The 15,966-nt window shown below is 76.0% G+C and carries 14 protein-coding genes and 1 pseudogene; 6 read left to right on the top strand and 9 right to left on the bottom strand.

All coding sequences use genetic code 11. The annotated features are described in order from the left end of the window. Positions 1-54 precede the first annotated feature (54 nt). Positions 55-858, top strand: coding sequence for an inositol monophosphatase family protein (locus FHX73_RS01825; RefSeq protein WP_170305044.1), 804 nt, complete (start codon positions 55-57; stop codon positions 856-858). Positions 859-997: 139 nt separating this feature from the next. Here the strand turns inward: FHX73_RS01825 and FHX73_RS01830 are convergent, their stop codons facing one another. The 6 genes from FHX73_RS01830 to FHX73_RS01855 form a co-directional block, all read right to left on the bottom strand. Then, the gene (locus FHX73_RS01830) at positions 998-2,167 is read right to left on the bottom strand and encodes a cytochrome P450 (protein WP_246213302.1); all 1,170 of its coding nucleotides are present in this window, start codon (positions 2,165-2,167) and stop codon (positions 998-1,000) included. A gap of 54 nt (positions 2,168-2,221) precedes the next feature. Next, complete coding sequence (locus tag FHX73_RS01835) at positions 2,222-2,950, bottom strand: tRNA-dependent cyclodipeptide synthase (RefSeq protein ID WP_246213303.1); 729 nt, start codon at positions 2,948-2,950, stop codon at positions 2,222-2,224. A 578-nt stretch (positions 2,951-3,528) separates the two neighbouring features. Then, positions 3,529-5,016, bottom strand: a complete 1,488-nt coding sequence (locus FHX73_RS01840; RefSeq protein ID WP_211786110.1) for a pyridoxal phosphate-dependent decarboxylase family protein — start codon at positions 5,014-5,016, stop codon at positions 3,529-3,531. After that, entirely contained in the window at positions 5,013-6,383 is a 1,371-nt protein-coding gene (locus tag FHX73_RS01845; protein WP_211786111.1) for a diaminobutyrate--2-oxoglutarate transaminase family protein, read from the bottom strand. The genes FHX73_RS01840 and FHX73_RS01845 overlap by 4 nt, the downstream gene beginning before the upstream one ends. Before the next feature lie 106 nt (positions 6,384-6,489). Further along, positions 6,490-7,167: a response regulator gene (locus FHX73_RS01850; RefSeq protein ID WP_145902931.1), complete on the bottom strand. Its 678-nt coding sequence runs from the start codon at positions 7,165-7,167 to the stop codon at positions 6,490-6,492. 99 nt (positions 7,168-7,266) lie between these two features. Continuing rightward, entirely contained in the window at positions 7,267-8,253 is a 987-nt protein-coding gene (locus tag FHX73_RS01855) for a hypothetical protein (protein ID WP_145902932.1), read from the bottom strand. Positions 8,254-8,584: 331 nt separating this feature from the next. On the opposite strand from FHX73_RS01855, the gene modA reads away from it, so the two are divergent. The 3 genes and pseudogenes from modA to FHX73_RS01870 all read left to right on the top strand — a co-directional run. Then, positions 8,585-9,508: a molybdate ABC transporter substrate-binding protein gene (gene modA, locus FHX73_RS01860; protein ID WP_145902933.1), complete on the top strand. Its 924-nt coding sequence runs from the start codon at positions 8,585-8,587 to the stop codon at positions 9,506-9,508. Continuing rightward, entirely contained in the window at positions 9,505-10,302 is a 798-nt protein-coding gene (gene modB, locus FHX73_RS01865; RefSeq protein WP_145902934.1) for a molybdate ABC transporter permease subunit, read from the top strand. Before modA ends, modB begins: the two co-directional genes overlap by 4 nt. An 89-nt stretch (positions 10,303-10,391) precedes the next feature. After that, a pseudogene (locus FHX73_RS01870) lies at positions 10,392-11,390 on the top strand (ABC transporter ATP-binding protein); the annotation flags it as partial. Positions 11,391-11,397: 7 nt separating this feature from the next. Here FHX73_RS01870 and FHX73_RS01875 read toward each other — a convergent pair. Beyond that, the gene (locus FHX73_RS01875; protein WP_145902935.1) at positions 11,398-12,498 is read right to left on the bottom strand and encodes a DUF5937 family protein; all 1,101 of its coding nucleotides are present in this window, start codon (positions 12,496-12,498) and stop codon (positions 11,398-11,400) included. Between the two features lie 101 nt (positions 12,499-12,599). Between FHX73_RS01875 and FHX73_RS01880 the strand changes: the two genes are divergently transcribed. Further along, complete coding sequence (locus FHX73_RS01880) at positions 12,600-13,823, top strand: MFS transporter (RefSeq protein ID WP_145902936.1); 1,224 nt, start codon at positions 12,600-12,602, stop codon at positions 13,821-13,823. Between the two features lie 7 nt (positions 13,824-13,830). On the opposite strand, the gene FHX73_RS01885 is transcribed toward FHX73_RS01880, so the two are convergent. After that, the gene (locus FHX73_RS01885) at positions 13,831-14,532 is read right to left on the bottom strand and encodes an aminoacyl-tRNA hydrolase (RefSeq protein ID WP_145902937.1); all 702 of its coding nucleotides are present in this window, start codon (positions 14,530-14,532) and stop codon (positions 13,831-13,833) included. A 9-nt stretch (positions 14,533-14,541) separates the two neighbouring features. Then, complete coding sequence (locus FHX73_RS01890; protein WP_145902938.1) at positions 14,542-15,462, bottom strand: hypothetical protein; 921 nt, start codon at positions 15,460-15,462, stop codon at positions 14,542-14,544. A 102-nt stretch (positions 15,463-15,564) separates the two neighbouring features. On the opposite strand from FHX73_RS01890, the gene FHX73_RS01895 reads away from it, so the two are divergent. Beyond that, positions 15,565-15,936: a YbjQ family protein gene (locus FHX73_RS01895; RefSeq protein ID WP_145902939.1), complete on the top strand. Its 372-nt coding sequence runs from the start codon at positions 15,565-15,567 to the stop codon at positions 15,934-15,936. The last annotated feature ends 30 nt before the right edge of the window (positions 15,937-15,966 follow it).

Consider the following 15,966-nt stretch of genomic DNA (forward strand, 5'->3'; position numbering starts at 1 on the left):
CACCTCGACCGTGCGAGAGTGGTAGCGAACGGAAGGGAGCGTGCCGGCGTGCTCATGGAGAAGGTGGCGGAGATCCTCAGCGAGGCGTCCGCCGAGGCCGTCGAGCCGCGGTTCCGGGCCCTGGCGGCGGGCGAGGTGATGGAGAAGGCTCCGGGCGACGTGGTGACCGTCGCCGACCGGGAGGCCGAGCTGATCATCACCCGCCGGCTGCGCGAGCTGCTGCCGGTGCCGGTGGTCGGCGAGGAGGCGGTGGCGGCCGACCCGGCACTGGCCCGGGCGCTGCACACCGAGCCCGCCTGCTGGCTGGTCGACCCGGTGGACGGCACCGCCAACTTCGTCGCCGGCCGCCCCGACTTCGCCGTGATGGCCTCGCTGGTCCGGGACGGCGAGGCGGTGGCCTCCTGGATCTGGCAGCCGATGACCCGCACCAGCTACGTGGCCGAACTCGGCGCCGGGGCCTGGCGGGACGGCCACCGGCTGACCCGGGCGCCGGCCGGCGAGCGGCCGCAGCAGTGGCGCGGCTCGGTCAAGCACTACCTGCGCCGCCCCGGCCTCTTCCCCGGCCTGGACACCCGAATACCGGCCTTCGGCCAGCTGACCGGCGGCAGGCGCTCGGCCGGCATGGAGTACCCCCTGGTGGCCGACGGCGAGCTGGAGTTCCTGCTCTACTGGCACACCCTCCCGTGGGACCACGCCCCCGGCTCGCTGCTGGTGCGCGAGGCCGGCGGCGTCTCGGCCCGGCTCGACGGCTCCCCCTACCGGGCCGACCCGCCGGGCGGCGTGGACGGTCTGCTGGTCGCCTGCGACCCGCAGACCTGGGAGCGGACCCGGGCGATCCTGCTGGGCCTGCCCGAGTAGCGGCGCGCCCGGCGGCCTACTCAGCAGCCTGCTCAGCGGCCTACTCAGCCGGTGGCGGCTGCGACACCGGCTGCGGCCGGTGTCGCAGCCGCCACCGGGACGGCCGCCCGGAGCGGGTCGACGCGCTCGACCGGCCCGGCTACCAGAGCACGGGCAGCCGCTCGGGCAGCCGCTTGATGAAGCCGGGCCGCCAGGCCAGCTGGTCCGCCGGCAGGGCGAGGCGCAGCCCGGGCAGCCGCTCCACCAGCACGGTCAGGGCGATCTGCGCGTGGGTGCGGCCGAGCGCGGAGGCCGGGCAGAAGTGCCGGCCGGCGCCGAAGGACAGGTGCGGGCCGTCCGCCCGGTCGAAGTCGATCCGCTCCGGGTCCGGGAAGACGGCCGGGTCGTGGTTGGCCCCCTCCACCAGCACCAGCACCAGCTCCCCGGCCCGCACCAGCTCCCCGCCCACGCGCACGTCGGCGAGCGCGAGCCGGGGCAGCGCGTCCCCGATCGACAGGTTGACCCGCAGCAGCTCCTCCACCGCCCGCCCGATCAGCTCGGGTTCGGCACGCAGCCGGTCGGCCAGCTCGGGGCGCTCGGCCAGCGCGATGATCGCGTACTGCAGGAAGGCCGAGGTGCTCACCGCGCCCGCGCCGAAGAGCGAGAGCGCGACGGTGGCGAGCAGCTCGTCGTCGACCGAGGCCCGCAGCGGTGCGAACCGGCCGAGCAGGCCCTGCGTCGGGCCGGCCTTCAGGTGGTCGACCAGGTAGCCGAGGTCCTTGTACCAGTTGGGGGCCGACCCTTCGAAGGGCTGCGGGCTGGTGACGAAGGCCAGGTCGATCCCGGCCATCAGCCGGCGCCAGTCGGTGGCCGGGATCCCCAGCAACCGGCAGTGCAGCGCCGCCGAGTACGGGTCCGCGAAGGCGGAGCGCAGGTCGGCGGGCGCGCCCTCGGCCCGGACGGCGTCCAGCAGGCGCTCCGCCTCGGCGGTCAGCCAGCCGTCCAACTCCCGGTCGGCGCGCGGCGAGAGCGCCTTCATGACGGCCTCGCGCAGGCCCGCGCTGTTGATGTTGCCCATGTTGTTGACCACCTCCGGCGGGATGGTCAGCGCGTACTGCCGCGGCACGCCCGGGTTGGCGGTGTCCTTGAGGCTGAACCGCTCGTCCTCCAGCACCTGGACGGCCAGTCGGTGGCTGCTCACCAGCCAGGCGGGGTCGCCGGTCATGGTGCGGACCCGGGTGATCGGCTGCTCGGCGCAGAGCCGCAGCGCCTGCGGGTCGAGCAGGTCGCCGCGCCGGGCGAGCGGGAACGGGACAGCGCTGGCACTCACAGTGCTCTTCTCCTCAAAGTAACGGTGGTTGACGGTTCGTCGGGTGATCTGCGGTCAGACGGCGGCGAGCACGGGGGCCGGCCGGACCACCGCGTAGCCCTGCCGGGGCTGCGCGCGCAGGCCGTGCGCGCGGCCGAACAGCACCGGGGTCAGCGGCAGTTCGAGGTGGTAGCAGCTGATCGAGCTGCGCACCCCGAGCAGCGCGGGGGTGTCCAGGAAGAACGGCAGCTCGGCGGCTATGTAGTCGAGCCCGGCGGCGAGCTGGGTCGGGGTGGGCCGGTGGTCGGGGGTCAGCCGGGCGGCCAGGAAGGAGCGGGCCATGCCCTCGGCGGCCGCGGCGAGTTCCGCGTCCCCTTCGAGCGCCAGGTCCACGGTGGCGCGCAGCCGCCGGTAGGCCGGGTCGCCGGTGAACGCGGAGAGCGGGTGGCAGTGGACGCCGCTGCGGCCGGCCTGCTCAACGCCGCTGCGGATCCGCCGGGCGGTCGCCTTGACCTCCTTGGCGGCCCGGCGCTCGGCGTGTTCGGCGGTGTAGCCGGCCGCCTCGAACTGCGCGGCGACGTGCAGGTCGGCGTGCACCACGTCCACCCGGTCGAAGGATTCCCGGGCCCAGCGGACGAGTTCGGCGATCCGCCCGGCGCTGAAGTAGCTGTTCCCGGGGCTCACCCCGATCAGCAGGTGGTCGCCGTCGCCCCAGAGCCGGCGGCAGCGGTCGGAGAACGGAACCGCCTGGAACGACGGGAGCGGGCCGTTCGGAAAGTTCGGAGAGTTCGGGAGAGTCAACACGCGGCCTCCGGGGCGGTCGCAGCGGGAGCGGGAAAGCGACGGGGGAAGGAAAGGCGAAGGAAAAAGGCGCACGGCAGCACCCGGGAATGCGCAGGCGTGCGCAAGCTCCGGCGGGTGTTCGACAGTGGGTTCAGCGAATGGCCATGCGGAATTCACGTCCGCCGGGCGCGACGGCCCAGGGCGGACGGCTGGTTACGGGTTCAGGTCGCGCATGCCGCGACCGGCGGCATGCCGTCGGGGGTGGCCACCACGGACGCCGGGGCCGGTACGGGCCGCGTCCGATCGCTACGACATGCCGCAGACACCGCGATAACGCGGTTGCGCATGACGGATCCCCCTCGTGCACGCCGCTAGTCCCAGTGGAGCCGTGTGCTCCCGGTGTGGCGGCGACTACCCGACGTTATCGCCGCCGCTGCGGACCTTCGCAACAAATACCCTCCGGTTGGCGGAATATCGCACTGCCGTGGCCGAAAACAGCCTCCCGGCTGGCCGAAAGACCTGCGTACCCGAAGATTTCCAACCGCTCCCCGGAATTCCCGCCGCGCTCCTTTCCGCCCCGTTTCCCGAGTGCCCGGCGGTCAGCCCGACTCGTGGGCGGTGCGGAGGACTTCGGCGAGCAGCCGGTCCAGATCGGACTCGGTGGCGTGCGGGTTGAGCACGGTGAGCTTCAGCCAGGTGGTGAGGGGCGGCAGCCCCGCACCACCCACCTCCGCACGACCCACCTCCGCACCACCCACCTCCGCACGACCCAGCACCGCGCGGCCGGTGGCCAGCAGCCGGCGGCGCAGCCGCGCGTGCTGGGCGTCGTCCAGGCCGCGCAGCCGGAACAGCACCGTGGTCAGCGCGGGGTCGCCCCAGAGTTCGAGCTCCGGGTGGGAGCGGATCCGCCGCGCCGCGTACCCGGCCAGCTCGTGGCAGCGCTCCACCAGCCGCCCGAGCCCGGCCCGGCCCACGGTGCGCAGGGTGACCGCGATCGGGAAGGCGTCGGCCCGGCGGGTGGTGCGCAGCGAGCGGCCGAGCAGGCTGGGGTAGCCGGCCGCCTCGTCGTCGGCCGGGTTGAGGTAGGCGGCCCGGCGGGCCAGCGAGGCGTAGCTCTGCTCGCGGCGGGCCAGGAAGACCCCGGCGGCGACCGGCTGCCAGCCGAGCTTGTGCCAGTCCAGCGCGATCGAGTCGGCCCGCTCCACCCCGGCGAGCAGCGGGGCCAGCCGGTCGCTGAGCAGCGCGCCGCCGCCGTAGGCCGCGTCCACGTGCAGCCAGGCGCCGTGCTCGGCGGCCAGGTCGGCGCAGGCGGGCAGCGGGTCGATCGCGCCCGTGTCGGTGGTTCCTGCGGTGGCCACCACGGCGACCGGGGTCTCCCCCGCCCGCCGGGCCGCGGCCAGCGCGGCGGCGAGCGCCCGCAGGTCCATCCGCTGCGCGCCGTCCACCGGCACCGGGACCACGGCGCGCTCACCGAGCCCGAGCACGGCGGCCGCGCGCTGCACCGAGAAGTGCGCGGCGGCGGAGGCGAAGAGCCGGGGCCGGCGGGCCGGGTCGACGCCGTCCAGCTCGACCCGGCGGCCGTCGGCCGCGAGCACGGTGTCCCGGGCCAGCAGCAGGGCGAGCAGGTTGGACTCCGTCCCGCCGGAGGTCAGCACCCCGGCGGCCGTCTCCCGCGGGTAGCCGACCAGTTCGGCGAGTTCGCCGATCAGTTCGGTCTCCAGCACGGTCGCGGCGGGCGCCTGGTCCCAGGAGTCCAGCGAGGGGTTGAGCGCGCTGACCGCGAGGTCGGCCGCCACCGCGACGGCCAGCGGCGGGCAGTGCAGGTGGGCGGCGCAGGCCGGGTCGGCGGGGTCGGCCGCGCCCTCGGCCAGCAGCCGGGTCAGCTCTGACAGCGGATCGGCTGACGCACCGTCGAGCACCTTGCGCACCCCGGCGGCGAGCTCGTCCGGCCGGCCCGCCGCCACCGGCCCGCCGCGCGCCGCCGCCCCGTCGGCGAGCGCGGTCAGCACCGTCTCCACCAGCGGCCGCAGCGCCGCCGGCCCGGCCACCCCGCCGGCCAGCGCCGTCGGGTCCGGCCTGGCGGTCACCGCGCCTCCCGGGCGGCCGCCTCGATCGCCTCGGCGAGCCGGTCCAGCACCGCCCGGGCCTGTTCGTCGGTGATGGTGAGCGGGGGCAGTAGCCGCAGCACCGCGTCGTGCCGCCCGCCCAGTTCGACGATCAGCCCGCGCGCCAGGCAGGCCTCGCGGACCCGCACGGCGAGCGCCGGGTCGGCCGGGCGGGCGCCGCACGCGTCCGGTTCGCCGGCCGGGTCCACCAGTTCCACGCCGATCATCAGCCCGCGCCCGCGGACGTCGCCGATCACCGGCAACCGCTGCTGCAGCTGCGTCAGTTCGCCCGTCAGGAACCGCCCGACCCGGTCGGCGCGGTCGGCCAGCCCGTGCTCGGCCACGTACCGCAGGGTGGCCGCGCCGGCCGCCATGGCCAGCGTGTTGCCCCGGAAGGTGCCGGTGTGCGCACCGGGGCGCCAGCCGTCGAACTGCGGCCGGTAGACCAGCACGGCGAGCGGCAGGCTGCCGCCGATCGCCTTGGAGAGCACCATCGCGTCGGGCACGATCCCGCTGTGCTGCACGGCCCACATCGCGCCGGTGCGGCCCACCCCGGTCTGCACCTCGTCGACGATCAGCGGGATGCCGCGCTCGGCGGTGATCCGGCGCATCTCGCGCAGCCAGCCGTCGGGCGCGGGCACGGCGCCGCCCTCGCCCTGCACGGCTTCCAGGATCATCGCGGCGGGCGGCAGCACCCCGCCCGCCGGGTCGTCCAGCAGCCGCTCGGTGTAGCGGGCGGCGACCCGCTCGCCCGCTTCCCCGCCGAGCCCGAACGGGCAGCGGTAGGCGAAGGGGTAGGGCAGCCGGGTGACCTCGCCGCCGCTGGGCAGCGCCTCCTTGACGGCCACGTTGCCGCTGACCGCGAGCGCGCCCGCCGTCATCCCGTGGTAGCCGCCGGTGAAGGCGAGGGTGCCGCGCCGGCCGGTGGCGGTCTGCATCAGCTTGAGCGCCGCCTCGACGGCGTCAGTGCCGGCCGGGCCGCAGAAGTGCACCCGGGCGCCGTCCGCGAACTCGGCGGGCAGGCTCTCCAGCAGGGTGGTGGTGAAGTCGTCCTTCTCGGCGGTGGCCAGGTCGAGCAGGTGCAGCGGGGCGCCGCTGTCCAGGGTGCGGCGGATGGCGGCGAGCACCACCGGGTGGTTGTGGCCGAGGGCGAGGGTGCCGGCGCCGGCCAGGCAGTCCAGGTAGCGGCGGCCGTCGGCGCCTTCGACGGTCATCCCGCTGGCCCGCACGGGCACGATCGGGAAGGAGCGGGCGTAGGTCCGGGCGGCCGACTCGCGCACCCGCTGGCGGCGCAGGATCGCCTCCGCGGGCGGGGCGGACAGCTCGTCGGCAGGGGCGATGAGGGTCACGGCACCTCCAAGGTTAGGTAAGGCTAACCTTAGCTCAGTGCCGCAGTGCTCTCCGCTCCACCCGGTACAACGAACCGGCCGCCCGCCGGTTACCCCTGACGGCGGGTCAGGCCGTCCGCCCCGGCGTCACCAGGCCGCTCTCGTAGGCCAGCACCACCGCCTGGGCCCGGCTGGAGAGGTTGAGCTTGGCCATCGCCCGGTTCAGGTGGGTCTTCACGGTGGCCACGCTGACCAGCAGCCGCTCCGCGATCTCCGGGTTGGACAGCCCCCGCCCGACCAGCCGCAGCACGTCCAGCTCACGGCCCGTCAACGGGTCCAGGTCGGGCGGGTTCCCGCCCAGCGGCACCGCGTCCACCCGGTCGGCGCAGGCGTCGACCAGCCGGTCGACCACACTCGGCGAGAAGAGCATGTCCCCCGCCGCCACCGTCTCGACGGCGGCCAGCAGCCGCTCCGGCGGGGTGTCCTTCACCAGGAACCCGGCGGCCCCGGCGCGCAGCGCGGCGTGCACGTACTCGTCCAGGTCGAAGGTGGTCAGCATGATCACCCGGGGCGCCGGCTCGACGGCCTCCGCGAGGATCCGGGCGGTGGCCGCGATGCCGTCCGGACCCCCGGGCATCCGGATGTCCATCAGCACCACGTCCGGCCGGGTCGCGGCGGCCAGCGCGATCGCCTCGGTCCCGGACGCGGCCTCCCCCACCACCTCCAGACCGGGCATGGAGCGCAGCAGCGCGGCCAGGGCGACCCGGATCAGCGCCTGGTCGTCCACCACCAATACCCGTGTCACGCCTGCGGTCCTCCCCGTACCAGCAGCACAGTCGACCGCCCCACCATACTTGGAGGATCCGCCAAAGACCGGCGGCGGGGCCCGCTCGCCCTGTCCGGGTCAGCCGTCGTCCCGCCCGCTGACCGCCCAGGCCAGCCCGCTGGCCGGATCCTCCAGCGCCAGGTGCAGGTGCCAGATCTCGTCGGCCGGCTCGCACCAGGTGAAGCAACGCATCCGGGCGACCAGCGCGTCCACCTCGGCCGGCCCGCAGCGCCCCAGCGGGTCGGCCATCGCGGCCAGCACCCGCCAGACGGCGAGCCGGCCGCGCGCCGCGCCCTGCGAGCGCCCGTGCGCGCCGACCCCGGAGCCGACCCGGACCAGGGCGGGGTAGGCGGCGGCGAACGGCAGGTAGCCGGCGGTGACCGGGCCGGTCCGGGCGGCCGGGCAGAGCAGCGCGGCGGCCTGCGGGGCGGTGCCCATGGTGCAGCGGGCGTCCAGCCAGTCGCCGAGGGCGGCCAGCGCGGCCGTGGCCGGGCGGACCGGCCCGGGCAGCGGCCGGGCGGGCGGCGGCAGCGGCATCGGGGCCAGGCCCTCCCGGCTGTCCGGGAGGGGGTAGTGCGCGGTGGCCGCCCGGCCGTCCCGCCCGTAGACGGTGACCCGGGCGGCGGGCTCCCAGCCGGCCGTCTCCCAGGGGTGCAGGTCGAGCGGCGCGGGGCCGGCGCGGTGCTGATCGCCCGTCAGGCCCTGCTGATCCTGCGCCAGCCGGTCGCCGAGCAGCACCCTGGTGTGCGCGACCAGGGTGCGGACCGGCGCGGGCAGCGGCAGCGGGGCCAGCACGGCCCAGGTGTGCCGGCGGGCCAGTACCTCCCAGAGCGGGCCGACCCAGCCGTCCCGCTCGCCGGCCGCGCCCGGTCCGGCGACCGGGTCGAAGAGGGCGGCGGCGAGCGCGGCGGGGGCGCCGAGGGCGATCTCGTGGCCGAGCACGGCGGCCGACCGGCCGTGCTCCCCGGGGGCGGCGGTCCTGGTCCGGCGGAAGCCGTCGAGCAGCGCCGTCCAGTGCTCCGGGGAGCGCGGTCCGGTCGGCCGGCCGTGCTGACGCGTGATCATATTTGTCAGCGTACGGTCCAAATCGGCCACTCCCGGTCAGCACCGCGCTCCGGTGCGTCGCCGCAGCTCACCGGGGTGCGCGTTCGCACAGCGGGGCAGCGGGCTCCGGTGAACCGGCCTGTGCGAAGACACAAGGGATTCAAGGCTTGCATTTGCGGCACTATGATCGCCACGGCGGCCGCACCTGCAAGCCCAGACGCGTTCCGACACGGGTCCGAGCAGCAGCGGGTCCGCCGCCGGGGCCGCCCTCTTCCGCCGCACACCGCGGCGGACCGGCCCGCACCTGACCGCACCGCCGGGACCCGCCAGGCCCGGCAGGAGGGGAACGTTCATGATCACCGCCCCGACCCGGGTCGCCGCCGCGACCGCCGCCGTCCTCGCACTGGCCGTCGGCCTCACCGCCTGCTCCAGCTCGGGCGGCGGCGCCAAGTCCTCGGGCACCCCGGCCGCCGCCGGCTCGCCGGCCCTCTCCGGCACCGTGACCGTCTTCGCCGCCGCCTCGCTCCAGGGCACCTTCACCGACCTCGGCAAGAAGTTCGAGGCCGCCCACCCGGGCACCTCGGTGAAGTTCAACTTCGGCGGCAGCTCCCAGCTGGCCCAGAGCATCGTCAGCGGCGCCCCGGCCGACGTCTTCGCCGCCGCCTCGCCGGCCACCATGAAGACCGTCACCGACGCCAAGGACAACGCGAGCGACCCCAAGGTGTTCGTCCGCAACACCCTGGAGATCGCCGTCCCCAAGGGCAACCCGAAGCACATCGCCACCCTCAAGGACCTGGCCGCCCCCGGCATCAAGGTCGCGCTGTGCGCCCCGCAGGTGCCGTGCGGCTCGGCGGCGCAGTCCGCGCTCAAGATCGGCGGCGTCAACCTGACCCCGGTCACCCAGGAGCAGGACGTCAAGAGCGCGCTGACCAAGGTCGAGCTGGGCGAGGTCGACGCGTCGATCGTCTACCAGACCGATGTGAAGGCCGATCAGGGCAAGATCGACGGTGTGGACTTCGCCGAGGCCGCCAAGGCCATCAACGACTACCCGATCGCCGACCTCGCCAAGGCGCCCAACCCGGCGGCGGCCAAGGCCTTCGTCGAGTTCGTCGAGTCGGCCGCGGGCGAGCAGGTGCTGACCGCCGCCGGCTTCCAGCAGCCGACCACCGGCGGCGAGCCGGCCGGTGCCGCCTCCACCCCGGCCTCGGCCGCGCCGTCGGGTTCCGCGTCCGCCGCGCCGTCCGCCGCGCCGTCGGCCTCCGCCTCGGCTCAGTGAGCCGGCGCGCCTCCCGGAGCCGGATCCCGGTGGCACTGCTGCTGCCGGGGCTGCTCGGGCTGCTGTTCCTGGTGCTGCCGCTGGTCGGGCTGCTGGTCCGGGCCCCGTGGCGGTCGCTGCCGGCGCAGCTGTCCAGCGCCGACGTCTGGGAGGCGCTGAAGCTCTCGCTGATCTGCGCCACCTCGGCGACCGGCGTCTCGCTGGTCCTCGGGGTGCCGCTGGCCTGGCTGCTGGCCCGCACCGAGTTCCCCGGGCGGCGGCTGGTCCGGGCGCTGGTCACCCTGCCGCTGGTGCTGCCGCCGGTGGTCGGCGGTGTCGCGCTGCTGCTGGTGCTGGGCCGCAACGGGATCGTCGGCCGCTGGCTGGACTCGGCCTTCGGCTACACCCTGCCGTTCACCACCACCGGCGTGATCGTGGCCGAGGCCTTCGTCGCGATGCCGTTCCTGGTGATCAGCGTGGAGGGCGCGCTGCGGGCCGCCGACCCCCGCTACGAGGAGGCCGCGGCCACCCTCGGCGCCTCCCGGCTGACCGCCTTCCGCCGGGTGACGCTGCCGCTGGTCGCCCCGGGGGTGGCGGCCGGGGCGGTGCTCGCCTGGGCCCGGGCGCTCGGCGAGTTCGGCGCCACCATCACCTTCGCGGGCAACTTCCCCGGCCGCACCCAGACCATGCCGCTGGCGGTCTACCTGGCGATGGAGAACGACCCGGAGGCGGCGATCGCGCTCAGCCTGGTGCTGCTCGCGGTCTCCGTCGCCGTGCTGGCCGGGCTGCGCGGCCGCTGGATGAGCACGCCGTGACGGAGGATCAGCTGATGGACGCTCCGAGCGCGCCGGCCGGACTGGACGCCCGGCTGCGGGTCACCCGCCCGGGCTTCGACCTCGACCTCGCCCTCGCCGCCCGCCCCGGCGAGGTGGTGGCCCTGCTCGGCCCGAACGGCGCCGGCAAGTCCACCGCGCTGCGGGCGCTGGCCGGCCTGCTGCCGCTGGACGGCGGCCGCCTGACGCTGGACGGCACGGTGCTGGCCGACCCGGCCGCCCGGGTGCACGTCCCGCCAGAGCACCGGCCGGTCGGCGTGGTCTTCCAGGACTACCTGCTCTTCCCGCACCTGTCCGCGCTGGACAACGTCGCCTTCGGCCTGCGCTGCCGGGGCCGGGCCAAGGCCGCGGCCCGGGCCGAGGCCGCCGAGTGGCTGGACCGGCTCGGCCTGGCCGAGCACGCCGCCGCCCGGCCCGGCCGGCTCTCCGGCGGCCAGGCCCAGCGGGTGGCGCTCGGCCGGGCGCTCGCGGTGCGGCCCCGGCTGCTGCTGCTGGACGAGCCGCTGGCCGCGCTGGACGCCCGCACCCGGCTGGACGTGCGCGCCCAGCTGCGGCGCCACCTGGCCGAGTTCGAGGCGGTCGCGGTGCTGGTGACGCACGATCCGCTGGACGCCATGGTGCTGGCCGACCGGCTGGTGGTGATCGAGCAGGGGCGCGAGGTGCAGTCCGGCACGCCCGAGCAGGTCTCCCGGCACCCGCGCACCGACTACATCGCCCGCCTGGTCGGCCTCAACCTCTACCGCGGCGAGGCCGCCGGGCGCGAGGTCGAGCTGCCGGGCGGGGTCCGGCTGGCCACCGCCGAGGAGCTGACCGGCCCCGCGTTCGCGGCCTTCCCGCCGGCCGCCGTCACCCTGCACCGGTCGCGTCCGGACAGCAGCGCCCGCAACTGCTGGGAGCTCACCGTCACCGGCCTCGACCTGCACGGCGACCTGGTCCGCGCCGAGCTGGCCGGCCCGCTCGACCTGGCCGCCGACCTGACCCCGACCGCCGTGCACGACCTCGACCTCGCCACCGGCTCCCGGGTCTGGGCCACCGTCAAGGCCGCCCAGACCCGCGCCTACCCGGCCTGACGCCCCGTCAGCGCAGCACCGCCTCCACCAGGTCGGCGCCCAGCCGGGCGCTGGTGCCCAGGTCCAGCGAGTAGAGCACGTACCGGCCGCGGCGCTGGACGGTCAGCAGGCCAGCCTTGCGCAGCACGGCGAGGTGGCGGGAGACCTCGGGGGCGGTGAGCTGCCAGGCGGCGGCCAGCTCGCCGGTGCTGTGCGGGCCGCGCGCGATGGTGCGGGCCAGCCGCAGGCGGATCGGGTGGGCGAGCGCGGCCAGGCGGCGCTGCACCAGGTCGAGCGAGACGGCCTCCGGCAGCCCCGCCTCCGGCACCGGGTACTGCACGGTCGGCTGCCACCCCGTGGCGTGCACGGCCACCAGGTGCGGACGCCCGAAGGCACTGGGCACGAAGGTCAGGCCGCCCCGCTCGGTGGCGCTGACCGCGGTGTCCTGGAGCTTGTCCAGCACGATCCGCCGCCGCCCGTCCGCCGTCTGCTCCAGCGCGGCGGCCCCCGAGACCGCCGCGACGGCCGCCGCGAGACCGTGCCGGGCCAGCAGGTCGGCCTTGTGCCGGGCGTCGGCGGCGAGCGAGGGCAGCAGCTGCTGCCAGGTGTCGGCGAAGAACGCCTCGCCGCACTCCTCCAGCAGCCGCCGCACCCGGCGGCGCACCTCCCCCGGCTTGGCCAGCAGCAGTTCGGTGAAGGCCGCCTGCCGGGGCCCGCGGGCCGCCGCGAGCTCCCGGGCCCGCTCCCGGGCGCCCTCGTCGGTGAGCGGGGAGGCGGACTGCCGGTAGCTGAGCCGGGCGGCCCCGCAGCTGGTCAGCAGGGCGGCGGCCGCGTACCGCTCGTCGTCCACCCGGTCGACGGCGTCCAGCTCCTCGGCGAGCGTCGCGCCCGGCCGGGACGGGATCAGGAAGTCGGCCCGGGAGTGCCGCCAGAGGAAGTCCGCCTCGGTCAGCCGGTCGGCCAGCTCGGTGGGCAGCCGGGCGGCGGTCGCGGTCGCCCACCCGTGCAGGGTCGGGTGGTGCGCCGGCTCGGCGAGCAGGTGCAGCATCGCGGCGAGCTCGGCCAGCGGCGAGGGCGCGAAGAGCAGCCGGTCCTCGGGCAGGCCGGTGACGTCGATGGTGAGGCTCACGGACCGGAATCCTGCCAGCCGGCCCCGGCGCCGTCGGCACCGGTTGACGGGAGTCGTCAATCCGCGTGCCCGCCCGGTCGGCGGTGACGGACGGTCTGTCCATGACGATCCTTCAGACCCCCTGCCTCGCCGCCACCAGCACGCCCCGCGAGCCCGGCCCGCTGCGTCTGCTGCTGCTCGCCGGCGGCCGCCGGTACGCGGCCGCCCTGGTGGTGGACGCCCTCGGGACCGGCCTGCTGCGCCCCTTCCTGCTGCTCTACGGGGTGAGCGTGCTCGGCCTGAGCCCCGGTCGCGCGGGCCTGGCGCTCTCGCTCGGGCTACTGGTCGGCCTGGCCGCGCTGCCGCTGACCGGGCGGTGGATCGACCGGGGCGCCCGCAGCCTGCCGGTGGCCGCCACCCTGCTGGTGCGCGCGGCCGGGGTGCTGGCACTGCTGCTGGTGCCGGGGGCCGACGGGTTCACCCTGGCGGCGGTGCTGCTGGGGCTGGGCAGCCAGTCCTGGCCCACCGCGCACGCGGCCACGGTGGCCGCCCTGGTGACCGGGCGGACCCGGGACGACGCGCTGGCCGCGGGCCGCTCGCTGCGCAACGCGGGGCTCGGCGCGGGCGCGCTGCTGGCCACCGTGGCGCTGGCCGGCGGCGCGGGCAGCCTGCGGGCGCTCGCCGTGCTGACGGCGCTGGCCTGCGCCGCGGCGGCCGCCCTGGTCTGGTCGCTGCGGCTGACCGCCCCGGCGGCGCCGCCGCGCCACCGCGAGGCGGGCCCCGCCGACCGGGCGAGCACCCTGCTGAGCCTGGCCAACCTGCCGTTCGCGTTCTGCTTCGACGTGCTGGAGGTGGCGCTGCCGGCGCTGCTGGTGACCCGGCTCCAGGTCTCGGCGGCCTGGTCCTCCGGGATCTTCGTGGGCAACACCGTGCTGGTGATCACCACTCAGCTGCTGGTGGTCCGGCGGCTCTCCGGGCGCGCCCGGCGCTCGGTGCTCACCCTGGGCGGGGCCCTGCTGGCCGCCTCCTACCTGGGCTTCTGGGTGGCGGGCGGGTTCGGCGGCGCGGCGGGGGCGGGCGCGATCTGCCTGGTCGCGGTGGTCTACACGGCGGGCGAGATCGTCTACACCGGCGCCGGCACCGCCCTGGTGATGGCCACCGCCCCACCGGAGCGGCTGGGCCGGGCGCTGGCCCGCTGGGAGCTCTCCAACGGCCTGGGCGCGGCCGCCGCCCCCGCCACCCTGACCGCCCTGCTCGCCGCCGGCCCGGGCCTGCTCTGGGGCACCCTCGCGGCGGCCACCGCACTCGGCGCGGCCGCGATGCGGCGCACCGCGCCCCAGGGGTGACTGCCCGTCAGCCGCGCAGCGCCGGGTGGTCGGCCACCACCGTGCAGGAGCCGGGCGCGATCTCGGTGAAGCCGGCGTCCCGCACCACCGGCAGCCCACTGCCCGTCAGCTCGGCCCAGCGGTCGGCCGGGGCGGTGCGCACGGCCAGCGCGAAGCCGGCCTGCTGCCACTCCTTGCGCTGGGTCTCGTCCAGTCGCCACCACGCCAGCTGGGCGGCGTGCCCGGTCTGCGCCATGGTCTTGCCGGCGCTCATCTCCAGCTCGGGGTTGAGCCAGAGCACCGGCAGCTCGGGGGCGGGGGCGGCGGGCACGTGGCCCTCGGGGTCGTCCAGCTCGGTGCCGGAGACCTGGAGCTTGGCCAGCTCCTTGGGCCAGCCGTCCAGCGGGACCGGCGGGAAGACCCGCACCTCGGCCGCCTCGCCGGTGACCGTGATGCCGGCCAGCTCACCGGTCTTGCGCCACTCGCCGCCCCGGGCCCGCCGGACCACCTTGCGGATCCGGGCGTCCTCCCAGGCGTGCACGAGCTCGGCCCACTCGCCCTCCCCCGTCGCGCGGGGGTCGGCGAGCAGGGTGAGCACGGCGCGGGCCGAGGTCTCCAGCGCGTCGGTGCGGGCCGGCGGGTCGGCCTTCTCCAGGTGCACCACGAGCGGCAGCACGTACTGCTGCTTCTCGTCGCGGTCGTCGGGCTCGGTGGTGAAAGGAGAGGTCACCGGGACAGATTACCGGCGGTAGCCGCGGCCGGGTTCGCGCTCCTCGGCCTCGTCGTAGCTGAGGAACCAGCCCTCGGGGTGGGTGACGGATAGTAGCTGCTCCAGCCGCGTCTCGCCGTCCTCGTCCGGGTCCTGGCCGGCCATGTCGTAGACGCCGAGCAGCTCGTCGGCGCAGCCCTCCCAGTCGTAGTCGTAGAGGTCGGCCGGCAGGTCGCCCATCAGGTCGGCCACCGCCTGCGGCTGGGTGGAGAGCAGGCCCCGGGCGTCGGCCAGCGCGAGGCGCAGCGCGAGCTCCTCGCCGGGGCAGCGGGGCAGCGGCCACTCGCCCAGGCCCAGGTCCTCGGCCAGGTCGTCGAAGGCCCGGGCCATCGCCCGCCGCCAGGACCGGTGCATCGGCCAGCTGCTCTGCGGCAGCCGGGCGAAGACCGCCCAGTCGTGGTCCTCGCCGTCGACCACCGGCTCGTCGCCGTGCTCGTCGAGGTCGTCGTAGGCGGCGTCGGCCAGGGCCAGCAGCTGGGTGTGCAGCAGGCAGGCGGTGCGCGGGGTCAGCGTCCAGTCGCCGGCCGCGTCGTCCTCGCTGTCGAGCGGGAAGAGCTCGGCGAAGTCCGGCGAGAACTCGTCGGTGGTGCTCAGCTCCAGGGTTCCGCCCAGCGCCTCGATGCCGGGCACCGCGGCGACCAGGCGGTCGGGGTGCAGCAGCGCGCCGAGCGCGGCGTGCGGGTCCTCCTGCACCTCGCGCAGCAGTTCGCTGCGCTGGCCCGCCGCGTCGATGCCGGTGAAGTCGAACTCCTGCACCGCGGCCACCGCCGCCGCCCGCAACGCCGGCCAGTCGGTCACCCGGATCCCGAGCACCACCGTCGCCTCGACCTCCAGCGCGCCCGGGTTGTCCGTCGCGCCCGACCCCTGTGGATGATCACTACGCTCGCCCATGCGCCTACGGTACGGCTTTTCCCGTCCGGGCTCACCGCCCGGGTACGGGATATTCGGGCGCGGTTGCCGCCTTCTCGGCCGGGGCGGGCGCAGGATGGGGGGATGACGAACATCGCGGATTACGGCGGGGGCGTTCCGGCGGACTCGGACGTGTTGGTGGTGACGACCAACGAGGTCCCCGGGCACCGGGTGGACCGCGTGATCGGGGAGGTCTTCGGGCTCACGGTGCGCAGCCGGCACCTGGGCACCCAGATCGGCGCCTCGTTCAAGTCGATGCTGGGCGGCGAGCTGAAGGGGCTGACCAAGACCCTGGTGGAGAGCCGCAACCAGGCCATGGAGCGGCTGGTGGAGCAGGTCCGGGCGCGCGGCGGCAACGCGGTGCTGGCGATGCGCTTCGACGTCACGGAGGCGGCGGACCTGGGCACGGAGATCTGCGCGTACGGCACGGCGGTGGTGATCAGCCCGCTGGGATGATCTTCGCTGGGATGATTCTCGATGGTCCCA

It is taken from the genome of Kitasatospora viridis (genome assembly GCF_007829815.1).
GTDB classification, from domain to species: Bacteria; Actinomycetota; Actinomycetes; order Streptomycetales; family Streptomycetaceae; genus Kitasatospora; species Kitasatospora viridis.